Here is a 22,925-nt window from a genome sequence, read left to right on the forward strand (position 1 = left end):
AAGAAGAGGTTATCCAGTTGATGTGACGTTTATTGATTAATTAATGAGTTAGATCCCGCCCTGGGGTGACGCCTACCTTTGCGATTTATCCATTTAAATATAATTCGCATACAATGCCTTCTAAAAGCATTCACCTTTCGCTCGTTGTCAGAGACATTGTGGTAATTAATCCAGCCTCTAACCACGCGAGTCACTGTTTTCAGTGTATCGGCGTGGTGCTCTGTGTTTAAGTTTTGCCAGAGGAATTCACGAAGCCCTTTGAGTTTAGCGGTGAAACGATCACGGCAACTGGTTAGTTTTAATCGCCAAAATCCATTCCTCGACTTCCCCCAATAGCATGTGAATCCCAGGAATTTAAACGTTGGTAAGCGCGTACCTTGCCTATGTGCTCGTTGTGCTGATCCTAGCCCAGCCATTATTAGCTGTGACTTTTCATCATGCATTTCAAGTCCATATTTAGCTAATCTCTTTGGTAGTACGCTGTAGAAACGTTTTGCTTCATCTGGTCGCTCAAACGTGTATACCATGTCATCGGCATATCTGATCAATTCAGCTTTGCCACGAAAGTGGGATTGTTTGATATTTTCAAACCATTCATCTATTACGTGGTGGAGGTAGATATTGGCCATGATAGTTGAAATGATCGAGCCTTGCGGGCATCCGCGAGGGTTTTTCACTTCTTTGTCTCCGTCCATAATAGGTGCAGTTATCATGACTTCTATTAATCTCAGAAATCGTTGATCGGATATTTTGTTATGCATGTCAGCGCTAATGATAAAAGACCGTAAATTGCTAATTTAATTTGTCCACTCAAGCCAGAATGCAGTTTCCTTTGTGGTGACAAAGCCATGAGGGAAATAAGCATGCTAAGAAGAGAGGACCACTACATGATAAAACAACGCCATCAACAGGGGGCATTTATTGTTGATATTGCCCATCAGATAGGGTGTTCAGAAAAAACGGTGAGACGGCACATTAGCTATCCTGCGCCGCCAACAGCAAAACGCGGTAAAAAACAGGTTGCTAAACTCGAGCCCTTTAAAGACTACATCGATTCAAGGTTGAGTGAACAGGTTTGGAATGCGGCGGTTATTTTTGAGGAAATCCGTGAAAAAGGCTACCGGGGTGGGAGTGCGATGCTCCGACGTTATATACATCCCAAACGTCCGCTCAGGGCCTCGAAAAACACGGTACGCTTTGAAACCCTCCCCGGTTATCAACTTCAACACGATTGGGGAGAAATCATCGTTGAGGTGGCAGGCTCTGCCTGTACGGTTAATTTTGCCGTTAATACGCTCGGTTTTTCGCGTCGCTTTCATGTCTTTGCTGCCCCTAAGCAAGATGCTGAGCACACGTATGAATCGCTGGTTCGCAGCTTCAATTACTTCGGTGGCAGCGTAAAAAATGTCTTGGTAGATAACCAAAAAGCCGCTGTTATCAAACATGGACAAAATGGCCACATCGAGTTCAATGCGGGCTTCCTGCAACTGGCTAATCACTATGGGTTTAGCCCTCGCGCCTGTAAGCCTTATCGACCGCAAACGAAAGGCAAAACCGAACGGATGGTGGGCTATGTTAAACACAATTTTTTCACTCGCTACCGTCAGTTTGAGAGTTTCGCTCATGTTAATCAACTGCTAGCGATGTGGCTGGCGAAAGTGGCAGACCAGCGTCATCTTCGTCAATTCAAGCAGACACCGGAAAATCGTTTTGCTGAGGAAAAAATAGCCTTGATGCCACTCCCTGCGACTGATTTCGATACCAGCTACTTCGACCTACGACAAGTGGCATGGGACAGCTATATCGATGTCAGAGGTAATCGCTATAGCGTGCCTTCATTCTGGTGTGGTCGTGCGGTTAATATTCGTATCGGTTTAGATAATACGCTACGTATTTACGGCGATGAGCAACTGCTCGCGACGCATCTCTTGCAGGAGGTAACGCAGGGCTGGCAAAAGGTGCCAGAACATCATCAAGCCCTTTGGCAACAGGTCAATCGAGTAGCGTCTCGTTCGCTCAGTGTGTATGAGGAGCTACTCTGATGGAAATGGAAAACTTGTTGATACGGTTAAAAATGGATTACCTGGGCGATGCGTTGGAGAGTTTATGTGAAGAAGCCACCAAGAAAGCACTGAACTACCGTGAATTTCTCCAGCAGGCATTAGCCCAGGAATGGAACGGGCGTCACCAAAAAGGCTTGGAATCGCGGTTAAAACAAGCACGTTTGCCGTGGATAAAAACCTTGGAGCAATTTGACTTTACTTTCCAACCAAGTATAGACAGGAAAATTATCCGCGAGCTGGCGGGGCTGAGGTTTGTCGAACATCATGAAAACGTCATTTTGTTAGGCCCACCTGGGGTAGGGAAAACGCATTTGGCGATAGCGCTGGCTGTCAAGGCAGCTACAGCTGGGCATCGGGTATTGTTTATGCCTCTGGATAGACTCTGCTGTACCTTAATGAAGGCAAAGCAAGAAAACCGTCTGGAACGCCAACTTCAGCAACTGTGCTATGCCAGGGTATTAATACTGGATGAAATCGGGTATTTACCGATGAATCGCGAAGAAGCTAGCCTATTTTTCAGGTTATTGAGCCGTCGTTATGAAAAGGCGAGCATCATTCTCACATCAAATAAAAGTTTTACTGATTGGGGGGACGTATTCGGTGATCACATTTTAGCAACTGCGATTTTAGACAGGCTTTTACATCATTCAACCACATTGAATATTAAAGGAGAAAGCTATCGACTCAAAAATAAACGCAAAGCAGGCATGTTGCCTATAAAAACGACTGATATTATCCAGGCGCCTGGAATAGAAACCCAACAGGAAAATTAGCAAAAACTGGACATTTTAAAGTAGCAAAAAGTGGTCAATCTAAAGTAGCGTTGACACCTTCTTTAAATTCCCCCCATATGCCTGACAGACCTGCGCGGCTATGGGTCAAAATTTGCGGAATACGGTAGATAAGCAAAGGTAAACACCCCAGCAGCGCCGTAAAGACATCAATGGACAGAGCCCAACCTAACGGCATGACACTCATTGCGAGAGCCCCCAGCGGGGCGGCCGAAACCAGCGTCATTCCCTGCATAGTCTGGTTAAGACCTGCCGCTCGGGATAAAAAGCTGCTCGGTACCAGCATTGCGACACTGGCAGATGCGGCCGGCATTTGGAAGGCGTGCATGGTACTGCGTATAAACATCATTGTGAAAACATGCCATAACTCAATACGTTCAGTTAGAAACAGCGCAATCAACACCAACATACACAGGCCGCTTATGGTATCGGCGACAATCATCAGTATACGCCGGCTATAACGGTCGGCGAATGTACCGCCCAACGGATTGATTAGCGCCTGTGGCAATAACGCCGCCGTACCGGCAATGGCCAATGTAGCAATGCTGCCGGTGGTATCTGTTATCCACCAAAGAAGAATAAATTGGGTTAACGCTGAGCCGACTAAAGACAGTGACTGCCCGGAGAATATTGCCCAGAAGCGCAAACGCCATTGGGGGTTGGAATGGTAAAACGGATCCTCGAATGAAGTCTCTTTTGTTTCGGGGAAATTAGGTGTAGTCATGAAAATGTAATTCCTATCAGTACGCAAATAACAGAGCGCAAAAAAAGTAAGTGTAAACAAGGTACAGAACCGCTGGTTCTGACAGGCGGGCACAGGCAAACGAGTGCCCGCGAAAAAGCCATCTGCAGGCAACCGATTTTCAGGTAAACAAAAGAGGTGTGGTGGGTCTGCATCAGCGATCGTCCGCCTGTGAGCGAACGTTGTTCAGCCCGGTAGTGTTGATGCGGTAGGGCTGACCGTTGACGGACTTAATCAGCTTTTTGGTTTTGAGTTTTTTGAATACGGCGAGCGTACAGTCGGTGAGCAAAAGCCCTTCGCGGCTGTAGCATTCAACGGATGTGACACGGCCTGAAGTATCGCGGACGTGCACAATACTTCCACCTTTGGCGAGAACGTGTAAGGTACGTTGTTCCTGACGGGATATGTTCATACTGGGAAACCCTGTTAATCATCATAGGCAAAAAGTGCAAACACATGCGTGTCCGCATTCAATTTCCACATATTGATAACCAGTCCGGCCTGAAAGGTCGGCAAGCTGATTATCGGATGATTACATTCTCCAGCATGAAAGCCTCGGTTAGAGTTAAAATAAATCTAGTTTAAAATAATAACATATTAATTCCGTGTTGGAAACACAGATGCATTGGTAACGCAGGGCCGCCTCATTAAAATTTAGTTAAAAAAGCCGTATTATTTCGAGCCTATTTAAAAAAATCGAGAGGCTTGAAATGGACAAAAAATTAGAAGGTTTTATTGATTTCTTTAAAAAAATACCTGACCATCGAATTCAAAGGCGCAAACTCTATTGTGTAGAAGAAATTTTATTGCTGACATTTTGTGGAGTGATTTTAGGTTGTGATATGGCAGGAGAGCATAAAAAAGTGTGGGGCAATCCTATCCTTTTTTATGCTCTCTTTTTTAGCTGAAAAATAATTTTACCATTGCACGGAAAAACGTTGTAGTTTGGAAACATATTCACCCATTTTATCGGCATCTGTCATCATGGGGTCGTTTGACGAAAGGGGTATTGTGGGTATAAATTGCATGTTGTAACTAAATAAGATAACAGATGTACAAGAAAAATTGCTGTTCAGTTTCGAGTCATGATGTTTCATTCCAGGGATTAATGACAGTAAGCCCCGCCGCTTCAAAGGGTGCTGTATCTCGGGTTGCCACTATCAGGTGACGGACTACAGCTATAGCCGCAATATAGCCATCTGCTGTACCAATAGCTTTGCCGGCAGTCCGCGCTTGTACCCGAAGCATTGCATAAGCTTCAGATGCAGCGATATCGAAAGGCAGAACACGCCCCATGAAAAGGGGAACAACACGCTGCTCCAAGCTGTTGTGCAGGATCTCTTTTTTCTTGCCACCTGGCAACGCTGCAACACCAAAACGAAGCTCAGCCAAGCTGATCGCCGCTAAGTAAAGCGTTTCGACATTCTGTTCATCTATCCATGCCAATACCGCAGGATCAGAAACAAGTCGCATCGGCTCAGAAATTACATTCGTATCTAATAGGATCATTCAAAACTCATCGGCTCAGCAGGTGTCTTATCGCGTTCTATCTCAAGATCAACGCCCCCCACCTCTCTGCCAATCTCGGCCAGCAAGGAACCCAACTTGATGCGTCCACGGGATCGTACGGCATTTTCAAGAATAATACGAATTTCAGCTTCGGTGCTACGCCCATGAGTAGCCGCTTTCACTCGCAAAGCACGATGTATTTCTTCCTTTATGTTCCGAACGGTAATTGATGCCATAGCTTTCACTCGCTATTTCACTTGCATTGCAATCAATATATATAAATGCAATCGTTTTTGCAAGATCTGTGTCAGTATGCGCTATTGAGGGTATCAAATATTAAGATATTTGATACCCGTCAAAAGCAGCGCGAAAGAGGTATCATAAATCGATTTTAGGATATTATGATACCTGATGGTATCAAAAACGATAAGTGAGACTAAAAATGGCGCTACTGAGGTATGCACGGGTATAAACCAGCCATCAAAAACTGACGCATCAAATTATGGAACTGAAAAGTGCCGGTGTGCGTGAGGATCGCATTTTTACAGATATGATGACGGGAGCAACGGATGAGCGAGAGGGGTTACAGCGCCTATTGGCTCGAGCAGAGAAAGATGACGTCATTATCTGTACAAAAATGGATCGCCTCGGGCGTAACACCGCCGACATGATCCATGTTGTTGACGCCTGCTACAAAAAGGGGATTGCAATCCGCTTTCTGGAGAATGGCCTCAGTACAGAAGGTACTATGGGGAAAATGGTGATCCAGATCCTGGCCGCCGTGGCAGAAGCCGAGCGTGAACGTATTCTGGAACGAACTAATGACGGCAGAATAGCGGCACTTGCAGCAGGCGTAAAATTCGGCAGGAAAATCCATCCACGGACACCGGCAGCTCTAACCCTGATTTTGCAGGGCGAAGCGTTGAACAGTGTGACAGATAAAACAGGGATCTCACGAGCGACATACTTTCGATTGAAAAGAAAAATAAAAAACGATGCTAAAAATGAACAACTTTCTCCTCACAATTCAATGTGATATGTCGTGAAGATGGGATTTTTGGAGGAAATGGGCGCGGAACCCCAAATAGGCGTCTGTGCGGCAATGCAAAAATCACTTCAACTGGCGTATGGCGTGCTGAAATCCAGCGTTCCTTTTGATGAAAAAATAGCGCTTGCCAAGGCTTAAGCGTTGAGTAGCGAACATGCAGTAATGCGTGTTCGCTACTCAACGGTCTGTGTAACAGTTGAAATTAAATGTTGAAAGAACATTTCAAAAAAGCTACAACCTGCCAGCTCATCTGAGCGTTTATTAATGATTTTAAGCACATAGTACAAGGAATAGCTGAAATGGAACATTCAGAAACGTTACCGTCATCAAACAAAGAAGCCCTTTACGCTGAATGGGAGCAGTGGAAAGAAAATGAGCCGCCTGGTGAAAGGCGTGCAGAGGCGGTTTCTAGAATGCGGGAGTGCTATGAAGAAAACGCGAAAAATCTCGATCTATCGTCTATGGCTCTTTCACAGTTGCCAACATTGCCTGATTGTGTGCAGTACCTGGTTGTTGACAACAATCAACTGACACAGTTACCGGCACTGCCTGGTTCTCTGAAAGAACTGTCTATCCGTTACAATCAATTGACCCAATTACCGGCGCTGCCTGATTCTTTGGAGAAACTGTCTGCCAACAACAATCAACTGACACAGTTAGCGGCACTGCCTGGTTCTTTGAAAGAACTGTCTGTCCGTGACAATCAACTGAACCGGTTACCGACGCTGCCAAGCTCTCTAGAGGGACTGTTTGCCAGCAACAATCAACTGACCCAGTTACCGACGCTGCCCGATTCTTTGAAAAAACTATACGTCTATGGTAATCGATTAACCGAGTTGTTGGGACTACCCCGTTCCCTGGAGGAGCTGTATGCCCGTGACAATCAATTGACCCAGTTACCGGCGCTGCCCAGTTCTCTGGAGAAACTGTCTGTCAGTGACAATCCATTGACTGATTTACCGGCGCTGCCCAGTTCTCTGAAGAAACTGCTTGCCAATAATAATCAATTGACTCAGTTACCGGAGCTGCCTGGTTCTCTGGAGGAATTGCAGGCACATTACAATCAATTGACTCAGTTACCGGTGCTGCCTGGTTCTCTGAAGACACTGTCTGTCCATAACAATGAATTGACTTATTTACCGACTCTACCAAGCTTTCTGAATAGACTACTTGTTGCAAACAATTGCTTAACGCAGCTACCGCCGACAATAATGGCATTACCCTCAAATTGTACTGTTGTTTTGGATAATAACCCGCTGTCTGAAAGAACCCGACAGGATCTTCAGCTGGTCACTCACGCCAGACAGGGACCGCGTTTTTACTTCTCCATGTCAGAAAGCACCCCTCAAGCCCCTGCTCAGTCGATAGAAGAGATCATTGCAGAATGGTATCCCCCTGAGCAGCGTGCTGAAATGGAACAAAGGTGGCAAGGAATAGCAAAAGAAGAAGGGGCTGAGCCGTTTCTTGGCTTTCTCAGCCGTTTGGCTCACACCGTGAATTCACAGCATACCCCGTTCAGGCAGTTTGTCAGCGACTGGCTATCACTGCTTTCTACCGAACCTAGGCTACGTCAGCATTCATTTTTGATTGCCCAGGGTGCTACCGAACGTTGTGAAGATCGTGTGTCGTTGGTCTTCAATGAAATGCAAAAAGCACGGGTTACTCATGAGGTTGAAAACGGCTTTTATGACAGCCAACTGCCGTTGCTGGTTTCTAAGGCTCGCGAAATGTTCCGCTTGGAGTGCCTGGAAAGGCTCGCGCGCGAGAAGGTAAAAACGCTGCGTTTTGTGGATGAAATTGAAGTCTATCTCGCTTATCAGGTCGAATTGCGTGAACCCTTGCAGCTTTCCTCTGCAGTAAAGAAGATGCGTTTTTTGGGTGCCGCTGATGTGACACCGGACGACCTGGAGATAGCGTTGCTGACCGTCAAGCACAGAGAAAACAGCGAATTCACCGCCTGGCTGTCACGTTGGTCTCCGTGGGAAACGGTGTTAGAGCGGCTGTATAACAGCCCCTATCAATCAGCGATAGCGCAGTTACACGACGAAGACGCATTCACTAGCCGAGTAACCGCAACACTTCAGCAGCTGAATTTAGAGGATAACGATGATGCCCGTAGGGAGGCAGGGGTAGAAGTCATGGCACAGAGAAGCGATGAAATCAAAATTCCTCTCACCCGTGCCTTCCTGCAACAGCATCAACTGTCAGGGTTATTGGATAAGGTTTGGAAGGATGAACAGAGATTAGCACTAGGCAGCGATAGCCCAGCTCTGCACAGAGAGGCGGTCAATAGCTGGAAAATACAGGACGTTAACCCGAAGGGATCGGAAGAAAGCAGCCGTTTTGCCGCCCAGCTTGTCTTGCAGCTGGAAGATAACCCCACGGTGCGGAAGGCAGCGGCAAAACTGGCGGGCAAATACCCTGGCCACAGCGTGTTGGTTCAGCTCGACGCTGAGGGGCGCTATCGGGTGGTTTATGGTGATCCAGCGCTTTTGCATGGCTATTTACGCTGGCAGGTGGTGGGGCATGGCCGTAAGGATGATAAAGCAAAACATAATCAGACATTAGGGGGAAGTGACGCGCTGGCGCTAGCAAATGAGATAGCCAGGTTAAGCCAACGGCTAGACAACGATTATTCGATCAACAGTCAGCCAGGTTACATCAGTCTGGTCGGCTGCTCACTGGTGGAGGCAGACTCCACAACTAATTATGCCCGCCAGTTGGCGCTGTCACTGGATCGACAAGGTATCCGCGCGGACATTGCCGCTCGCCGAACAGCCGTAATGGTCAGCCAGTCAGGTGGGAAGTTCACACAGGACAGTCAAGGCTATTGGCAGCATAAAATCAGTGAAGACAAGTTACTGCTGCGCTGGAATAAACAGGGTAAATTGCTGCCCGCGACGGAGGCGGATTTGGCGTTACGTTTGCAGCGCATCAAGGCGATTGTTGATCAGTTAGCCTTAGGTAAAATCACTTATTCGTCATTAACCCAGCAGCAACTGGCGTATCTCGCCGATGCGTTCCAACATGCCGATGAAGGGCTGGACGTCAAGCGGTTGATGCAGATTGTTTTCGATGCAGAGCAGCGTCAGGCATGGTATCAGGAAGTGTATCAACTGCTGCAATTGCAACGTATTCATCCACAACTAGCAAACCTAAGCAGCCAAGCGGCATTGCAACTGAGTCAAGATTGGCGCGAAAACCAGGCAAAAAGTATTGCAGAGCTGGCCATGACCGCCAGAAAAAATACGCTACCTGGCGTCAACATAACAGCACAGGTCGCGCTACAAGCACTCTATATCGAACACCCGACGTTTAACACCCTGGCGTCAGAAACTGCCTTGGGGCTGGCCTGGCTGACTGCCTGCTCTCAAGGGGCAACCAAATGCAGGTGCTTTCTCTCCGGGCTGGTCACTCACGCCATCATCAACCAACAGCAAGCCGTGAGTGCCCTTCCCACGCCTGAAACAAGGCAAGTCAATCAGCTCCATACCCTATTTACCGGGCTAAAACAGATCGAGTTAAGCGACCAGAAAATATTTACTCGCACGCCCGCGTTACCGTTCAACGGTGCTGAAGGCAGTTATCTGTTAAAAGTTAATCATCATGTATTGATGTTGGCCAGCAAAATCGAACAGGGGCAGCAAAGTTATTATCTGTATGATCCGAAAGTAGGGCAAATAAGCTGCAAGGGGGCAGATCCTGTCGCGAACAGCCAGGCACTCAATACGGTATTAAAGCGTTACCTGCAAGGAAAAAACAGCACGCTGGAGAGTATTGATATCTATAAAGTGAATATCGATAACGCCCGAGATCAGATCCCGACCCTGGCCAGGCTAGAGAGCGTGCTGGATGATCTGCACCGCGCACCCGCACGGTCAGCGATGAGCTGCGAGGTGCGTATTGGCAAAGTGAGGATCGCGGCGCAGACACTGCGCCAGATGGGGGCGACAGTGGGGGATGAGCCGCTTTCCTTCCAGCACCTCAATGAAACTCATTGGCGATCTCGGTTATATTTCGACCCGATAAAGCTAAGCCATTACTTGAGCACAGTGAAACGCAGTGATACCTCGAGTCATACCGCAATCCAACTGCTCAATACGCTAACGACTTCGCATAAGGATACGCCGCTGTTCACCGCCCGTGCAGCGCCTGCCGCCATAGAGGTTGCCAATGAGCTGCTGGGAAAAATCAGTGAGCATGTGGAGAAAGGAGAGATAAAACCGGCATTGTGGTCATCGCTGCGCAGCGTCTCTGCCGGTCATTTGGCGCGTCTCGAAAAATTCAGCCAACAGGGTGGCAGGCTGTGTCAGCGCTAATGATAAAAGACCGTAAATTGCTAATTTAATTTGTCCACTCAAGCCAGAATGCAGTTTCCTTTGTGGTGACAAAGCCATGAGGGAAATAAGCATGCTAAGAAGAGAGGACCACTACATGATAAAACAACGCCATCAACAGGGGGCATTTATTGTTGATATTGCCCATCAGATAGGGTGTTCAGAAAAAACGGTGAGACGGCACATTAGCTATCCTGCGCCGCCAACAGCAAAACGCGGTAAAAAACAGGTTGCTAAACTCGAGCCCTTTAAAGACTACATCGATTCAAGGTTGAGTGAACAGGTTTGGAATGCGGCGGTTATTTTTGAGGAAATCCGTGAAAAAGGCTACCGGGGTGGGAGTGCGATGCTCCGACGTTATATACATCCCAAACGTCCGCTCAGGGCCTCGAAAAACACGGTACGCTTTGAAACCCTCCCCGGTTATCAACTTCAACACGATTGGGGAGAAATCATCGTTGAGGTGGCAGGCTCTGCCTGTACGGTTAATTTTGCCGTTAATACGCTCGGTTTTTCGCGTCGCTTTCATGTCTTTGCTGCCCCTAAGCAAGATGCTGAGCACACGTATGAATCGCTGGTTCGCAGCTTCAATTACTTCGGTGGCAGCGTAAAAAATGTCTTGGTAGATAACCAAAAAGCCGCTGTTATCAAACATGGACAAAATGGCCACATCGAGTTCAATGCGGGCTTCCTGCAACTGGCTAATCACTATGGGTTTAGCCCTCGCGCCTGTAAGCCTTATCGACCGCAAACGAAAGGCAAAACCGAACGGATGGTGGGCTATGTTAAACACAATTTTTTCACTCGCTACCGTCAGTTTGAGAGTTTCGCTCATGTTAATCAACTGCTAGCGATGTGGCTGGCGAAAGTGGCAGACCAGCGTCATCTTCGTCAATTCAAGCAGACACCGGAAAATCGTTTTGCTGAGGAAAAAATAGCCTTGATGCCACTCCCTGCGACTGATTTCGATACCAGCTACTTCGACCTACGACAAGTGGCATGGGACAGCTATATCGATGTCAGAGGTAATCGCTATAGCGTGCCTTCATTCTGGTGTGGTCGTGCGGTTAATATTCGTATCGGTTTAGATAATACGCTACGTATTTACGGCGATGAGCAACTGCTCGCGACGCATCTCTTGCAGGAGGTAACGCAGGGCTGGCAAAAGGTGCCAGAACATCATCAAGCCCTTTGGCAACAGGTCAATCGAGTAGCGTCTCGTTCGCTCAGTGTGTATGAGGAGCTACTCTGATGGAAATGGAAAACTTGTTGATACGGTTAAAAATGGATTACCTGGGCGATGCGTTGGAGAGTTTATGTGAAGAAGCCACCAAGAAAGCACTGAACTACCGTGAATTTCTCCAGCAGGCATTAGCCCAGGAATGGAACGGGCGTCACCAAAAAGGCTTGGAATCGCGGTTAAAACAAGCACGTTTGCCGTGGATAAAAACCTTGGAGCAATTTGACTTTACTTTCCAACCAAGTATAGACAGGAAAATTATCCGCGAGCTGGCGGGGCTGAGGTTTGTCGAACATCATGAAAACGTCATTTTGTTAGGCCCACCTGGGGTAGGGAAAACGCATTTGGCGATAGCGCTGGCTGTCAAGGCAGCTACAGCTGGGCATCGGGTATTGTTTATGCCTCTGGATAGACTCTGCTGTACCTTAATGAAGGCAAAGCAAGAAAACCGTCTGGAACGCCAACTTCAGCAACTGTGCTATGCCAGGGTATTAATACTGGATGAAATCGGGTATTTACCGATGAATCGCGAAGAAGCTAGCCTATTTTTCAGGTTATTGAGCCGTCGTTATGAAAAGGCGAGCATCATTCTCACATCAAATAAAAGTTTTACTGATTGGGGGGACGTATTCGGTGATCACATTTTAGCAACTGCGATTTTAGACAGGCTTTTACATCATTCAACCACATTGAATATTAAAGGAGAAAGCTATCGACTCAAAAATAAACGCAAAGCAGGCATGTTGCCTATAAAAACGACTGATATTATCCAGGCGCCTGGAATAGAAACCCAACAGGAAAATTAGCAAAAACTGGACATTTTAAAGTAGCAAAAAGTGGTCAATCTAAAGTAGCGTTGACAATCATAACCCACTGAAAACCGGTTTATTTTGCATCAAAAGTCACCAATTGCGTCACTTCCAATCCGTTAGGTTTATCCCTGACGTCAGCGCGTTGAATAAACAGCGAAAAAATAAAGCGTTGCTCAGGCAAAGAGGTGGTCTGGCCGGCCAGTTTCAATGTCACCGGGTACTGGATTTCCCAGGCATACACCCCGTTGGACAGCGGGCCTTTTTGTCGCACCACGCCGGGGGCGACCATCACCGCCAGGTTCATCTTTTTATCACGCACCGCGGCCAACACATTGGATTGCGTCAATGCCCGGTAATAGCTGGTAAAGCCTTCGTCAGAAAAACGGGAGGCTATCTCGCTCATTTGCACTTTAAAGTGCACAAAATCCAGTGTGAAGGCATCACGGATCACACTGCCACCAAAATTAGCCACTTCCGCCATCGTGAACGCCGGTTGATGGGTGGGGATCAGCGGGATCACCCGCCCCTCCTGTGTGGCAAAATACCTCACCGGGGGGTGTGCCACTTTCCAGGCCAAATAACCATTGAGCAACACGGAGCACGCCAAACAGAGACTGGTTATCAGGCATACCTTCAGGGTCGTGCGGGCAAAGCGCGCTCCCAGCTGATTTTGCTGATGCAGCTCAATAGCCGCATGGTAGGGTGAAAGTGCTGACGTTTTCTTACTGCTCTCCCCTGTACTGGGCAATTTTTTCATACCTTCACTCCTCAGATAGCGCCATTAATTAAGCGTAAAAGGCGATCCCCGGTCAGGGGTGGGGAGGATCGATTGTGACGTGGAAAACGTTTTGCTGGGTAGCGGCGTGTCTGCCACCTTCAATTCTCCCCAAGGATTGATGTTACTCGGGATATAGCCCGCGATTTTATCCCGTGCGACGGCACAGACCTTGTTTTTAAGCCCATCGAGGAGGTCGGTTAAGTTGGGGAAGGTCGGCACCGTCAGGGAAGTACTGATGCTGCCGAGACAGTGCTGCAAGGTATTCGTGGCCTGGGTTTCACGCATCGCCCACGCATCGGCGGCTTTTTTTGCTTGCTCATAGCCACGCTGGCTACCGATTTGCGCCGCACTGACCGCACGGCAAGGGGCAGCTTGACTCACCGTGGTGATCATCAACAACACACTGAACAATAATATGCAGTCTACTTTTTTCATTCTCTCACTCAACTTGATCGCTACATTCCGGGACAGGGGGCATGATTTGGCCGCATTTTGGGGGTATTTTCTGCCATCACGCGCGCATCAGGCGCAGGCATGGGCGTTACTGGGGTATAGCCTTGGGTAAATCCCCATGTTTTATGCCATGCCGGGGGCATTTTTTCTGGCTGATCCAATTTGACTACCCGCTTGTCTTTTTCCCCTTGCAAATGAAACACAAAGGTGTCATAGGCCACTGCTGCGCCCGGTACCTGATTCACCGCATTGCCGTGGCCGATCAGGCGTAGTCCCTGCGCTTCAACGACGTTCAGTGCCAGGTAGCGCGTGCCATTTTCCCGGGTACACAGTTGCCCCAGTACGTGCTGATATTCTCCTTGGTACCGCACAATCCCCTGCAAATAATCACCGTTTCCCTGCACCAGTTGCAAAGACAGCTGCCCCTCTTTCCCCTGGGCACGCATCACGGGGGTGCCTGCCTCTTGATTGACGGGGGGTAATGCCACGGTCTCGGGGTTGCCCGCTTTGGTGATCCCTTTACCATCCGGTTGCAACCAAAGTAAGGGCGACTCGCTGGAGGGCAGTGATAACCTGATCCCGTTTTGGCGGAGGAGCGCTTGCTGTATCTGCTGAAATGTCGCCCAGTCGTAAGCCCGTAAGGAGGCCGGAGGAAAGGCCTGCTGCTGATCACGTACCAAAAGACGCGGATCGATGGCCGATTTGATCTCCCATTGATTGCGGTGCCCCTCTCTTTTTTCCCAACGGAGGAGGGTGCCCTGCTCATCTTTTACCGGAACATTGAGGGTGACGGGGTGTTGGCCTACGCTGCGCAAGGTGATCATATCGCCGATTTTCAGGCCACTGTCCGCCACAGCCTGGCTTAATTCCTTGCCCCAAATTACTTTTTCACCGTCGACAGTACGCATTTTGACAAAATAACTCATCCTTTCCGCCTGATTAAACTGATACGGTGAAGCACGGTGTTCTAGCAGCTTTCCGGTTAATTTTTCCGTGGGGTTTTCCGCCTGTAATGCGGAGGGGGGCGTTACCGTTGGCCGGCTCACTTTTTGTGCTGTTGGGCTATCAAGGGCCACGATAGCATCGTCCGGGGCGGCAGGCGGTACTTTTTCACGCTGCTCGGGTTTCTGTCTGGCTTCATCCAGCCGCATTTGCTGCTGAGGATTTTTTAGCACCAGTGGCAGGTTATACTGCGCAATCAAATTAATCGCACGGTGTTTAAACGCCTCACTGCCGGTTAATTCCACTTTGCCGTAATAATGTTGCTTGGCGACCAGCAAGGCGGCCAGCACCAGGGTGTCATTTTGACTGGCGGCGGGGGACGCCATGGTGATGCGGTTGCCGTGATCGATAAAGGCACGTTCACCTCGGTGAGCATAGACCACGGTATTGCCTTCATACTGATGGGTGATATTTTGCAACACCCCATCCAGATCAACCGGCTTTGTCGGCGGGGGCACCGCATTTTTTTCATTAACAACCGCTTCAGGATAGATACCATTATCGCAGGCGGTGGCCACTGTCGATGGATCATCGGAGGTCATTTCTTTGGGGTGGGGCGCCTCTCTCTCAGCGGGCGAGGCGGTGTTGTTAGCTTGCCCCCCGGGCGCGGCTTTTGCCGTGAGTAAGGCGGCGGAATTTAGTGTTAATCCCGCCAGCGGCGCGGCGAGTTGTTCTCGCACCGCCTCGACGCCGCGTGCTTGCTGCAAATCGTTGAAGTCGGTGAGATTTTTTTGGCTTTCCTCCGCGGTGAATACCGGAGCGATGACACGCCCTTGGGTGAGATCAGCCGCTTCTTGGGCTTTTTTCAAGCCTTTGTTGGCGCTATTTTTACGATCATCATCGGCTAAAAACACATGTTGATGATCGGGGTAGCGCGTAGCGAGTGCAGCGGCTACCGGTGGCAAATTACCCGCATCCACCGCCATCACTACCGGGAGAGCCGTGGCAGCATGGATGCTAGCGGCGGTAGCATAGCCTTCGGCGTACAGCAGCGGTTGACCTGCTTGCAATTCACCCCCGACGACAAAGAAACTGCCCGCTTTCTGTGCTCCTTTTTTCAGCGATTTAAAGCCATTACCGCCGATACGTTGCACGGTTCGGATTTCCCCGGCCGCATTGCGCAGCGGAATAACCAGCCTGCCCCGTTTGTCTTGTTTTACGCCCGTTGTCGCCGTAACGCCTTTACGCAACAAGTAAGGATGTTGGTGAGACGCCTCAGGCAACGCTGCAATCAGTTGACTCACCCGATGGGCATGATGTTGGTACTGGCGCGCCTGGGCGGTGGCTCGGGACTGTTTTTTTTGTAAGGCGAGTGCCCGCACCTGTTTTTGTGCCTGATGATCCTGTGTTTGTCCCCTCGTCTTCCACTTTTGCGGTTCAGTGTGAGTACGGTGATCTTGATACCAGCCCGCGGGGATCCCATCGAGATAACCCACATAGACACCGGTTTTTTCACCTGACTTATCGCCCTGTGTGCGGACACGGTGGCGCTGCCCATCCATATCAGGGAGGCCATCGAGTTCAAACCCCGCAGAGGCTAACACCTCAGCAAACTCCTCACGTGGATCGGTTTCTGCTGACAGTTGCGCCTGCGGATCCGGTAACCACTGATTGAGTATGCTCAGATCTGCACCGGGCTTTGCAAACCAAAGCTTCTGCGCATTATCAAATGCCAGGGGATCCTCACCCTTGGGCAATTTTCCCGCCGCCCTTTTAGCGGCAGACAACTGGTCATAGGGAATGACCAGCCAGGTCTTTTCAATCGCAATCATAGTGATAACGCCTTTTATTCAAAAAATTTCCGATACCACCAAGGGCGACCCAACACCGGATTGCCGCGCATCAGGTGCAGCAAGCGCTGGGTGAGGATCGTCAGGGTGTAGCCAAAAATCGAGAGGACTTTAAAGAAGAGGATGAGGGCGGTGCAGAGCGTCAGTGTCAGCAGCGTTGGCCAACGAAACCAAGCAAAATACAGCGTCAACAACAACGCCGGAATGCCAAAAATCGTCAACGGCCTTGACGCATCCCGCCAGGGCGAAATGTCCAAATAAACTCCTTAAATCAATAATTAAAAACGATTGAATCGTTTGCAGTAGTGACTTTCCATTGTTGTGAGGGCATGAGTGCATTACAATGTCATTCAAATGATGCAAGGGGAAATCCATTATGGCGACCAATCAGCTGGTGCAAGCCCGTATCGACGGGGAGATTAAAAAAGAAGCGACTGTGGTTCTGGCGGCAATGGGACTGACTGTCTCCGATGCCGTGCGGCTTTTACTCACAAAGATTGCGCATGAACACGCGCTACCGTTCGATCCCTGGACGCCCAATGCCACGACTATTGCTGCCATGATGGAAGCACGCTCAGGCAACGCAGTTAAGTTAGACAACGTCCAAGCATTGATGGCCGATCTGCATGCGGAAGATTGAACGAACCCGCCAGTTCAAACGAGACTATAAACGCGAGGCTAAAGGAAAATACCAGGCAACGCTTGATGCTGACATCTTGTTTACAGTTACAGCGTTAGTCTCTGATCAACCGCTTGAGCCGCGTTTTTGTGATCACCCTCTCACGGGTAACTGGAAGGATCACCGCGACTGTCATATCAAAGCTGATTTAGTCCTGATTTATCAAAAGCCAGATGAGGCCACCTTACGATTGGTACGACTTGGATCGCATAGTGAACTCGGGTTTTAAACCGCGCGCGTTACTGGGTTTTCCCGCCGCGCCAACTCCCCGTGGCTAACAACGTTCAGCATTTCATCCCGCGCAATGCGCCCGGTTTGATATAGCTGCCAAGCTTTATCAGCCAAACGGGCTTGCTGCGCTTGCAAACGGCAGTCAATCCAGTGGCTCCACTGGGGATAAGGTAAGCGGGCCAGTTCATCGCGTACCGCTTCATTGAAGATCAGGTATTCACGTATCGCCTGGTGTTTGCCGTCCGTGGTACGCAGTAGCTGCTGTACAACAATCACCTGCAAGACACCGAGCAGATCACGGGCGGCGGCTTCACGCATTTCTGTGGGGAACATCAGCACCGCGCGCGGGATGGTTTCACCCGGGGAATGGGTATGCAGTGTGGACAGACACAAATGCCCAGATTGCCCACAGGCTATCGCCCCGATCAGGGTCTCCCGATCACGAATCTCTCCCACCCCAATCACATCGGGAGCCTGTCGTAGCGCCAATCTCAGTCCTTCCGCAAAGCTGGCCACATCGCGGCCAATCTGGGATTGCGCCGGGGGCAGCAGGTCTGCTGGCGTGCCAAGAATATATTCAATCGGATCCTCAAAGGTGACAATTTTTCTGTCCGGATACAAACGGCAACAATATTGATAAATCGCGGCTAGCAAGGTGGATTTACCTGAGCCGGTTTCACCGCACACCAGTATCAATCCTTTATGCGGCAGCAGATGCTGCACCAAATCCGGCTCCAGATCGAGCTTTTCCAATGCCGGAATGTGCGAGGGGATCAGCCGTAAGGTGACGGCCAGGGTTAATTCCTGACGACCCGCTGTCACCTGAATAAAGTTAGCGCGAAAGCGTAGCCGTTCGCCGCGCCCCAGCCCGTAGCGCTGATCCGCATCGCCATCGAGTTGCAGCGCCCGATCAACCCCCCGCCCGGATTTCACCATCGCCTTGATTTCAGGTGTAAAAAGCGCATCGATCAATTTGGTTAATTGCGCATCTTCCAGACGAAAATCACTGGCTTTGATCAGTCGCCCGTAACGGCCGACAATCAAGGGAGCGCCGCCCTGCAAATGAATATCGGTGACGTTGTAACCCGCACACCAGGTAAAAAAGCGGCGTAAGGTATCGGCGGTTAAACCCGCACTGAAATCAAAGGAAGGCAAGGTATCAGCAGACATCGCATTACTCCGTAGTAATAATCGGTTGCCAATGGGTTTTATCGAGATCAAACCGAGCCCGTTGTTTTAATCGTTTGACCTTGTCGCCCAAGATCAGTTGATCCGGGGTGCCAGTCACGGTGTGTTGTTGCTCGGTAATACGGGGCGCGGTGACCATCCCTTGCTGCAACAACGTTGAGTAATCCAACATGCCGGCATAATCACGGGTTAAGCGGTTAAAGTTCGCCTCTAGCGTGTGATCAGCGCTGTGGCGGCCTTCTGACCAGCCTTTTGCTACCGCCTGACGCCACAGGGTGCGCTGCCGGTCATTTTTTGGTAACACCGCGCTGGCGGGGAGCGCGGTAGGAGCTGTCGCCAACCCAGCCAGTAAATACTGCCGCCAGCCGGGCGGATTACTCACAAACCGTTCCGCCGCCACTATCTTGTATACCTTGCTGGCGGTACGTATTTGATCGGCCGTGATATGAGCGATATCTTTGCTCGCGGCGATCACCGGCGGCAACCACCCCTGACGGCTGATCAGCGGGCGAAAATCATACAAGGTATTGAGATTGCTTTCTTTACGCTGTAATGCCGCCTGTAGCTCCCAAGCACGTTGGGCTTTACCGCCACGAAATCCGAGGGTGCGCCCGGCTTCGGTGAGCATGTGATAGACCGTGTCACTCATGCCGCGTTGCTGGCGCGCGGGAGTAAGGTAAGCGTTGATATCCGGCGGGGGCACTGCCTGTTCAGCGGCCAACGCCGCCTGTGTTAATAGCAGTAGCAGACCTGCCAATGCCGATTTTTTCATGTCACAGCGCCTCGCTTATCGGGTAAAGCAAAGTAGAGGTGCAGCGCGTTTGATGATTTTTTTAATGTGGCACGCCAGCGTATTTGCGTTTCAAGCTGACGCAGTAGATCATCAAAGCGGAGATAGCGCACATTCACATTGACCGGTAGCGGCAAACGCACCCCGCTGTAGGCAAACAGTAATCCACGTTGATGCGCTAATTGCGCCAATAACTCCAGCGCATCCCCGTGCCAATCGAGATCCAATCGTTGCGTGTCGCAACTGATCCCCTGCGGAAAACGTTGGGCTTTTTGATTAATGGCACCGGCCTGATGGAGCTGTTGTTGCGTACGTGCAATCGCGGCGGTTTGCTTATCCAGCGCCCGCGAAGCGGCAGCTTGATCGGTTTTCGGCATTTGACAGCCAGACAGCAGCAAGCCCGCCACAAAGGTCAGACAAAGGGTTTTCATAAAGAAAAATTTCCTATAGGGAAACGGCTCAAAGTGGCTAAAGTAAAGCCACCCCTGAAGTCCGTAAAAGTAGAGGGTTTTTGCTAAGGGATTTGACGCATTCCGACAGTTTTTGCCGCTTTATTATCAAAAGTTAAGGTATATTCGCAGGCCGCCGCATGAGCGCATCGTTCAATTAAACAATCGGCAAAATCCGCTTTCGAACATGAAAATCGGTGTAACGCCTGCCAAACGACCTCCGCACGTTCCACTGTTAATTCTTTGGTTCGCAACAGTATTTCAAGGATAAGGATAATCTCTTCTTTTTTTGAATGATAACAACTTGTTAGCACCCACACGAGTTCAACCACCGACACTACAGTGATAAACCCCTGATTTCCCTTCGAAAGGGATTCAATGATATGCGTCGCCTTCGGTGATTGTATGGGATCATCTTGTGTTACATAGCGCACCAGCACATTGGTATCCAGACCAATCATCGCGCCGCCGCCCCGTTCATTTCGATAGCACGGTTCATGTCTTCAATACTCACTGGGATAGTGGGTCTGCGGATCAACCCCTTCAAATCTTTAACCGAATGCGTTGCCGCCATGATGCTATATTTCCCATTTTCTTCTTCTACAAACTCAATGCGATCCCCCGCAGCTATCCCGAGTGACGTTCTTATCTGAGAAGGAATCGTAATTTGTCCTTTCGAGGTTAATGTTGCTGTGACCATATTTTGCTTCTCCACTGTGAGCGTGTTATTAGCTCCTTACATTAAAGTAAGGAGCTAAGTCTGTCAAATCAATCGCTCAATTTACCTATAATTTTTCATGGGGATTTTCCGTTAATGAGGTGCTGTGTTACCCCTTAATCGGGGGGCAGGCCCAATTTTTTTTTGATTTTTTGATGTAAGTCTCCCACCAATTCATTCAATTCGTCACAGTCATTTGCCACCTCATCCCAGCCCAAGCCCTCCAACTTTCCGAGCAAGTCCAGTGTGTGAGATTGTAGAAATTTGGCCATATTGGCAACCGTTTGCTCGGGTGATTTTTTTGCCATGATTTTTTTTTCATTCTGTTGATCCATTAATAGATTCAATAATAACGATTTTTAACCCTTGCGTGCAATTGAGCGCCTACTACTTAAACGGACAACACAACACATCGACATGTTCATCATCCACCTTAACAGGCCATTGCACCCAATTGACGCCGGTCACTACCGATCCCTTAGGGCATTGTGCCACTTTGTCTCCCTTGATAGACCACCACGCATTGGGCGCGGAATACCACTGACAGCCGGCATTGTTGATACTGCTTGTCGTGCCTTTCCAGTAGCCGGATTGACAGGACAGTACCTGGCCTGCACTGTCGCGCGCAATCCCTCCCTCGGGGCAGCTGTCTCCTTCTCGTGCCGATTGGTGGAGCTGCAAGTGCGTATTGAGTTCGATGGCTCCGTCTGATTTCATGGTTCCCGCCTTGATTTGCCCGCCGGTGGTAATGTTTTTGTTATTTAACGTCCGGATCCACTCGTTATCAGACATATAAAAGCCGCCCTGGTGCGATGCATCTTTCCAGCCTTTACCGCTGCCGGTGATTAACCAGCCTTTCTCACTGCGAATATCGCCATCAAAGGTGCCCTCTCTGGCATTGATATCACCGGTAAACGTGCCGCTATTGGCTTTCACGCTGCCCGCGTTCACGGTATTAACCGCGTTCAGATTGTTTTTACCCATATCGATATCGGTGTGCATTCGATTCAGATCGGGTCGATTATCGACTTTGTAACGATACAGTCGATCACTTTCCTGCCTATCAGTGCCAAGCACCTCAGAGGACAACCACACGGCTAACCGCCCTTGAGTTGCCCGTAGCCCATAGCGCTGCAAATTCATCTCCCAACCGGCAAATGCCCCCACCGCCACATTATCCGGCCAGATATAGCCGCCGGCCCCTTCCACTTTTTGCGCAATGGTGCGCAATCCGGCATAGGAAATCGCCTTGCCCCCGGAGGTCAGCACAAATGCCACCCACTGTTCATGAAAGCGGGGATCACGTGCAATCCCCACTTGATAGGTTTGTGCTGCGGTATTTTTCAACGAAAACCCGGCGGGCAAATACCCCGCTTGCTGTAATTCAGCGGCACTGACGGTGATCGACCTGCCGACTTTAACCCGTTTGACTAAGGTATCACGCTTATCGCGAATATAGCTTTTGGCCGCCCGACTCACGGTGGACAGGTGATTGGCCGCTACGCCCCACTCCAATTCTTCCAGGTACTGGGTATAACGGGGGTAGGCGTAAAGCCCGGCGAGCATAATAATGACCAGCCCGATTAACAGCTCAATGACCACTATTCCCCGATGTACGGGCGATACTGTCTGTTTTTTCATCATGTGTTTACCGATTTATCCAGGAAGGGGTTGCATCAAAATAGCCACGGCAAGACAGCCGCAAAGATAAGGGGCAAAGGGAATGTCGCGTACCTGTGGCACTACCCCCCGCTTTCCTGCCACGACGTGCAATACCACAAAACCCAGCGCCCACAACGTCAGTGACGCTGTCACCGGCAAGGTGAGCCACAGGCTCAATCCGGACAATAAATACACATCGCCGAGGCCAAAGCGCTCAACGCCATGACGATTGACCCACCCTCGAAAAAGGCTCAACCCCAAGAACATCACACCCCCCTCCCGCATCGCCTGCAAAAAAGGCACAGGGGCCTGCGGTAACAGCGAGAATAATAATCCACTGAAGATCAGGCCACCGGTATTCCTAAACGGTAACCAGCCGCGGGCCACATCCAACTGGGTCAGTAAGACTGACCAGCCCAACAGCAGCAGATCACGCAATACCAGCAGCCAGGACTGCCCCAGCAAGATCCCCCGGGTGCTCACGAAGCTGGCCACACCTGCAAACAACGTCATCAACACGACAGCAAAAGGCAAGCGGGTTGGCAGCGTCCCTTCGATATCGCCAATACAGTGGCGGGCTTCGGTGATCAGATAATGGCCTAGCAACAAAAAAATCGGCAACAGCGTGCAAAAAAGCATGACC

General features: G+C 49.7%; 27 protein-coding genes and 2 pseudogenes. 10 read left to right on the plus strand and 19 right to left on the minus strand.

What is annotated here, in order from left to right; all coding sequences use genetic code 11:
- Positions 1–62: 62 nt before the first annotated feature.
- Both AACL30_RS01385 and AACL30_RS01390 read right to left on the minus strand, forming a co-directional pair.
- Positions 63–761, minus strand: a pseudogene (locus AACL30_RS01385) (reverse transcriptase domain-containing protein); the annotation flags it as partial.
- A complete protein-coding gene (locus AACL30_RS01390; RefSeq protein WP_339057556.1) occupies positions 728–865 on the minus strand; it encodes a hypothetical protein in 138 nt (45 codons plus the stop codon). The pseudogene AACL30_RS01385 and the gene AACL30_RS01390, both read right to left, overlap by 34 nt.
- Here AACL30_RS01390 and istA (AACL30_RS01395) point away from each other — a divergent pair.
- Together istA (AACL30_RS01395) and istB (AACL30_RS01400) are read left to right on the plus strand one after the other, a co-directional pair.
- On the plus strand, positions 864–2,042 hold the full coding sequence (gene istA / locus AACL30_RS01395) for an IS21 family transposase (protein WP_339056344.1): 1,179 nt from the start codon (positions 864–866) through the stop codon (positions 2,040–2,042). The two genes, AACL30_RS01390 and istA (AACL30_RS01395), sit on opposite strands and share 2 nt — an antisense overlap.
- The gene (gene istB / locus AACL30_RS01400; protein WP_339058365.1) at positions 2,039–2,836 is read left to right on the plus strand and encodes an IS21-like element helper ATPase IstB; all 798 of its coding nucleotides are present in this window, start codon (positions 2,039–2,041) and stop codon (positions 2,834–2,836) included. The genes istA (AACL30_RS01395) and istB (AACL30_RS01400) overlap by 4 nt, the downstream gene beginning before the upstream one ends.
- A gap of 34 nt (positions 2,837–2,870) precedes the next feature.
- Here the strand turns inward: istB (AACL30_RS01400) and AACL30_RS01405 are convergent, their stop codons facing one another.
- The gene (locus AACL30_RS01405; protein WP_339057557.1) at positions 2,871–3,578 is read right to left on the minus strand and encodes an MFS transporter; all 708 of its coding nucleotides are present in this window, start codon (positions 3,576–3,578) and stop codon (positions 2,871–2,873) included.
- 172 nt (positions 3,579–3,750) lie between these two features.
- Complete coding sequence (locus AACL30_RS01410; protein WP_339057558.1) at positions 3,751–4,008, minus strand: YjhX family toxin; 258 nt, start codon at positions 4,006–4,008, stop codon at positions 3,751–3,753.
- A 298-nt stretch (positions 4,009–4,306) separates the two neighbouring features.
- Between AACL30_RS01410 and AACL30_RS01415 the strand changes: the two genes are divergently transcribed.
- On the plus strand, positions 4,307–4,504 hold the full coding sequence (locus AACL30_RS01415; protein WP_339057559.1) for a transposase family protein: 198 nt from the start codon (positions 4,307–4,309) through the stop codon (positions 4,502–4,504).
- A 175-nt stretch (positions 4,505–4,679) separates the two neighbouring features.
- Here the strand turns inward: AACL30_RS01415 and AACL30_RS01420 are convergent, their stop codons facing one another.
- Entirely contained in the window at positions 4,680–5,105 is a 426-nt protein-coding gene (locus AACL30_RS01420) for a type II toxin-antitoxin system VapC family toxin (RefSeq protein ID WP_339057560.1), read from the minus strand.
- Positions 5,102–5,341, minus strand: a complete 240-nt coding sequence (locus AACL30_RS01425; protein WP_339057561.1) for a FitA-like ribbon-helix-helix domain-containing protein — start codon at positions 5,339–5,341, stop codon at positions 5,102–5,104. The genes AACL30_RS01420 and AACL30_RS01425 overlap by 4 nt, the downstream gene beginning before the upstream one ends.
- Positions 5,342–5,547: 206 nt before the next feature.
- Here AACL30_RS01425 and AACL30_RS01430 point away from each other — a divergent pair.
- From AACL30_RS01430 to AACL30_RS01440, 3 genes and pseudogenes are all read left to right on the plus strand, one after another.
- A pseudogene (locus AACL30_RS01430) lies at positions 5,548–6,141 on the plus strand (recombinase family protein).
- A gap of 6 nt (positions 6,142–6,147) precedes the next feature.
- Entirely contained in the window at positions 6,148–6,291 is a 144-nt protein-coding gene (locus AACL30_RS01435) for a hypothetical protein (protein WP_339057562.1), read from the plus strand.
- 161 nt (positions 6,292–6,452) lie between these two features.
- Positions 6,453–10,472 carry an NEL-type E3 ubiquitin ligase domain-containing protein gene (locus tag AACL30_RS01440; protein ID WP_339057563.1) on the plus strand — a complete coding sequence of 1,340 codons (4,020 nt, stop codon included), beginning with the start codon at positions 6,453–6,455 and terminating at the stop codon, positions 10,470–10,472.
- Here AACL30_RS01440 and AACL30_RS01445 read toward each other — a convergent pair.
- Positions 10,389–10,565 (minus strand): hypothetical protein, encoded by a 177-nt coding sequence (locus AACL30_RS01445; RefSeq protein ID WP_339057564.1) that lies wholly within the window; start codon positions 10,563–10,565, stop codon positions 10,389–10,391. The two genes, AACL30_RS01440 and AACL30_RS01445, sit on opposite strands and share 84 nt — an antisense overlap.
- On the opposite strand from AACL30_RS01445, the gene istA (AACL30_RS01450) reads away from it, so the two are divergent.
- Positions 10,564–11,742, plus strand: a complete 1,179-nt coding sequence (istA, locus tag AACL30_RS01450; protein WP_339056344.1) for an IS21 family transposase — start codon at positions 10,564–10,566, stop codon at positions 11,740–11,742. The two genes, AACL30_RS01445 and istA (AACL30_RS01450), sit on opposite strands and share 2 nt — an antisense overlap.
- Entirely contained in the window at positions 11,739–12,536 is a 798-nt protein-coding gene (gene istB, locus AACL30_RS01455; RefSeq protein WP_339058365.1) for an IS21-like element helper ATPase IstB, read from the plus strand. Before istA (AACL30_RS01450) ends, istB (AACL30_RS01455) begins: the two co-directional genes overlap by 4 nt.
- A 79-nt stretch (positions 12,537–12,615) precedes the next feature.
- Here the strand turns inward: istB (AACL30_RS01455) and AACL30_RS01460 are convergent, their stop codons facing one another.
- Genes AACL30_RS01460 through icmT form a run of 4 tightly spaced genes read right to left on the minus strand, consistent with a single transcriptional unit; the run spans position 12,616 to position 16,822 of the window.
- Complete coding sequence (locus AACL30_RS01460) at positions 12,616–13,299, minus strand: DotI/IcmL/TraM family protein (protein WP_339057565.1); 684 nt, start codon at positions 13,297–13,299, stop codon at positions 12,616–12,618.
- A gap of 24 nt (positions 13,300–13,323) precedes the next feature.
- On the minus strand, positions 13,324–13,755 hold the full coding sequence (locus tag AACL30_RS01465) for a conjugal transfer protein TraL (RefSeq protein ID WP_339057566.1): 432 nt from the start codon (positions 13,753–13,755) through the stop codon (positions 13,324–13,326).
- Positions 13,756–13,775: 20 nt separating this feature from the next.
- The gene (locus AACL30_RS01470; RefSeq protein ID WP_339057567.1) at positions 13,776–16,547 is read right to left on the minus strand and encodes an LPD7 domain-containing protein; all 2,772 of its coding nucleotides are present in this window, start codon (positions 16,545–16,547) and stop codon (positions 13,776–13,778) included.
- 14 nt (positions 16,548–16,561) lie between these two features.
- Positions 16,562–16,822, minus strand: a complete 261-nt coding sequence (gene icmT, locus AACL30_RS01475) for an IcmT/TraK family protein (protein WP_176488743.1) — start codon at positions 16,820–16,822, stop codon at positions 16,562–16,564.
- Between the two features lie 119 nt (positions 16,823–16,941).
- Between icmT and AACL30_RS01480 the strand changes: the two genes are divergently transcribed.
- Together AACL30_RS01480 and AACL30_RS01485 are read left to right on the plus strand one after the other, a co-directional pair.
- Entirely contained in the window at positions 16,942–17,205 is a 264-nt protein-coding gene (locus AACL30_RS01480) for a type II toxin-antitoxin system RelB/DinJ family antitoxin (protein WP_339057568.1), read from the plus strand.
- Positions 17,192–17,473, plus strand: a complete 282-nt coding sequence (locus tag AACL30_RS01485; RefSeq protein WP_339057569.1) for a type II toxin-antitoxin system YafQ family toxin — start codon at positions 17,192–17,194, stop codon at positions 17,471–17,473. The genes AACL30_RS01480 and AACL30_RS01485 overlap by 14 nt, the downstream gene beginning before the upstream one ends.
- Here AACL30_RS01485 and traJ read toward each other — a convergent pair.
- The 8 genes from traJ to AACL30_RS01525 form a co-directional block, all read right to left on the minus strand.
- Positions 17,470–18,645, minus strand: a complete 1,176-nt coding sequence (traJ, locus tag AACL30_RS01490; protein WP_339057570.1) for a plasmid transfer ATPase TraJ — start codon at positions 18,643–18,645, stop codon at positions 17,470–17,472. The two genes, AACL30_RS01485 and traJ, sit on opposite strands and share 4 nt — an antisense overlap.
- Before the next feature lie 4 nt (positions 18,646–18,649).
- Positions 18,650–19,435, minus strand: coding sequence for a type IV secretion system DotC family protein (locus AACL30_RS01495; protein ID WP_339057571.1), 786 nt, complete (start codon positions 19,433–19,435; stop codon positions 18,650–18,652).
- Complete coding sequence (locus AACL30_RS01500; protein ID WP_339057572.1) at positions 19,432–19,884, minus strand: DotD/TraH family lipoprotein; 453 nt, start codon at positions 19,882–19,884, stop codon at positions 19,432–19,434. Before AACL30_RS01500 ends, AACL30_RS01495 begins: the two co-directional genes overlap by 4 nt.
- Positions 19,885–19,967: 83 nt before the next feature.
- A complete protein-coding gene (locus AACL30_RS01505) occupies positions 19,968–20,363 on the minus strand; it encodes a type II toxin-antitoxin system VapC family toxin (RefSeq protein WP_339057573.1) in 396 nt (131 codons plus the stop codon).
- A complete protein-coding gene (locus tag AACL30_RS01510; RefSeq protein WP_339057574.1) occupies positions 20,360–20,602 on the minus strand; it encodes an AbrB/MazE/SpoVT family DNA-binding domain-containing protein in 243 nt (80 codons plus the stop codon). Before AACL30_RS01510 ends, AACL30_RS01505 begins: the two co-directional genes overlap by 4 nt.
- A 134-nt stretch (positions 20,603–20,736) precedes the next feature.
- Entirely contained in the window at positions 20,737–20,955 is a 219-nt protein-coding gene (locus AACL30_RS01515; protein ID WP_339057575.1) for a Rop family plasmid primer RNA-binding protein, read from the minus strand.
- A 52-nt stretch (positions 20,956–21,007) separates the two neighbouring features.
- On the minus strand, positions 21,008–22,264 hold the full coding sequence (gene pilV / locus AACL30_RS01520; protein WP_339057576.1) for a shufflon system plasmid conjugative transfer pilus tip adhesin PilV: 1,257 nt from the start codon (positions 22,262–22,264) through the stop codon (positions 21,008–21,010).
- 12 nt (positions 22,265–22,276) lie between these two features.
- Positions 22,277–22,921 (minus strand): prepilin peptidase, encoded by a 645-nt coding sequence (locus AACL30_RS01525; RefSeq protein WP_339057577.1) that lies wholly within the window; start codon positions 22,919–22,921, stop codon positions 22,277–22,279.
- Positions 22,922–22,925 lie beyond the last annotated feature (4 nt).

This window comes from Candidatus Regiella endosymbiont of Tuberolachnus salignus, assembly GCF_964020115.1.
GTDB lineage: Bacteria > Pseudomonadota > Gammaproteobacteria > Enterobacterales > Enterobacteriaceae > Regiella > Regiella insecticola.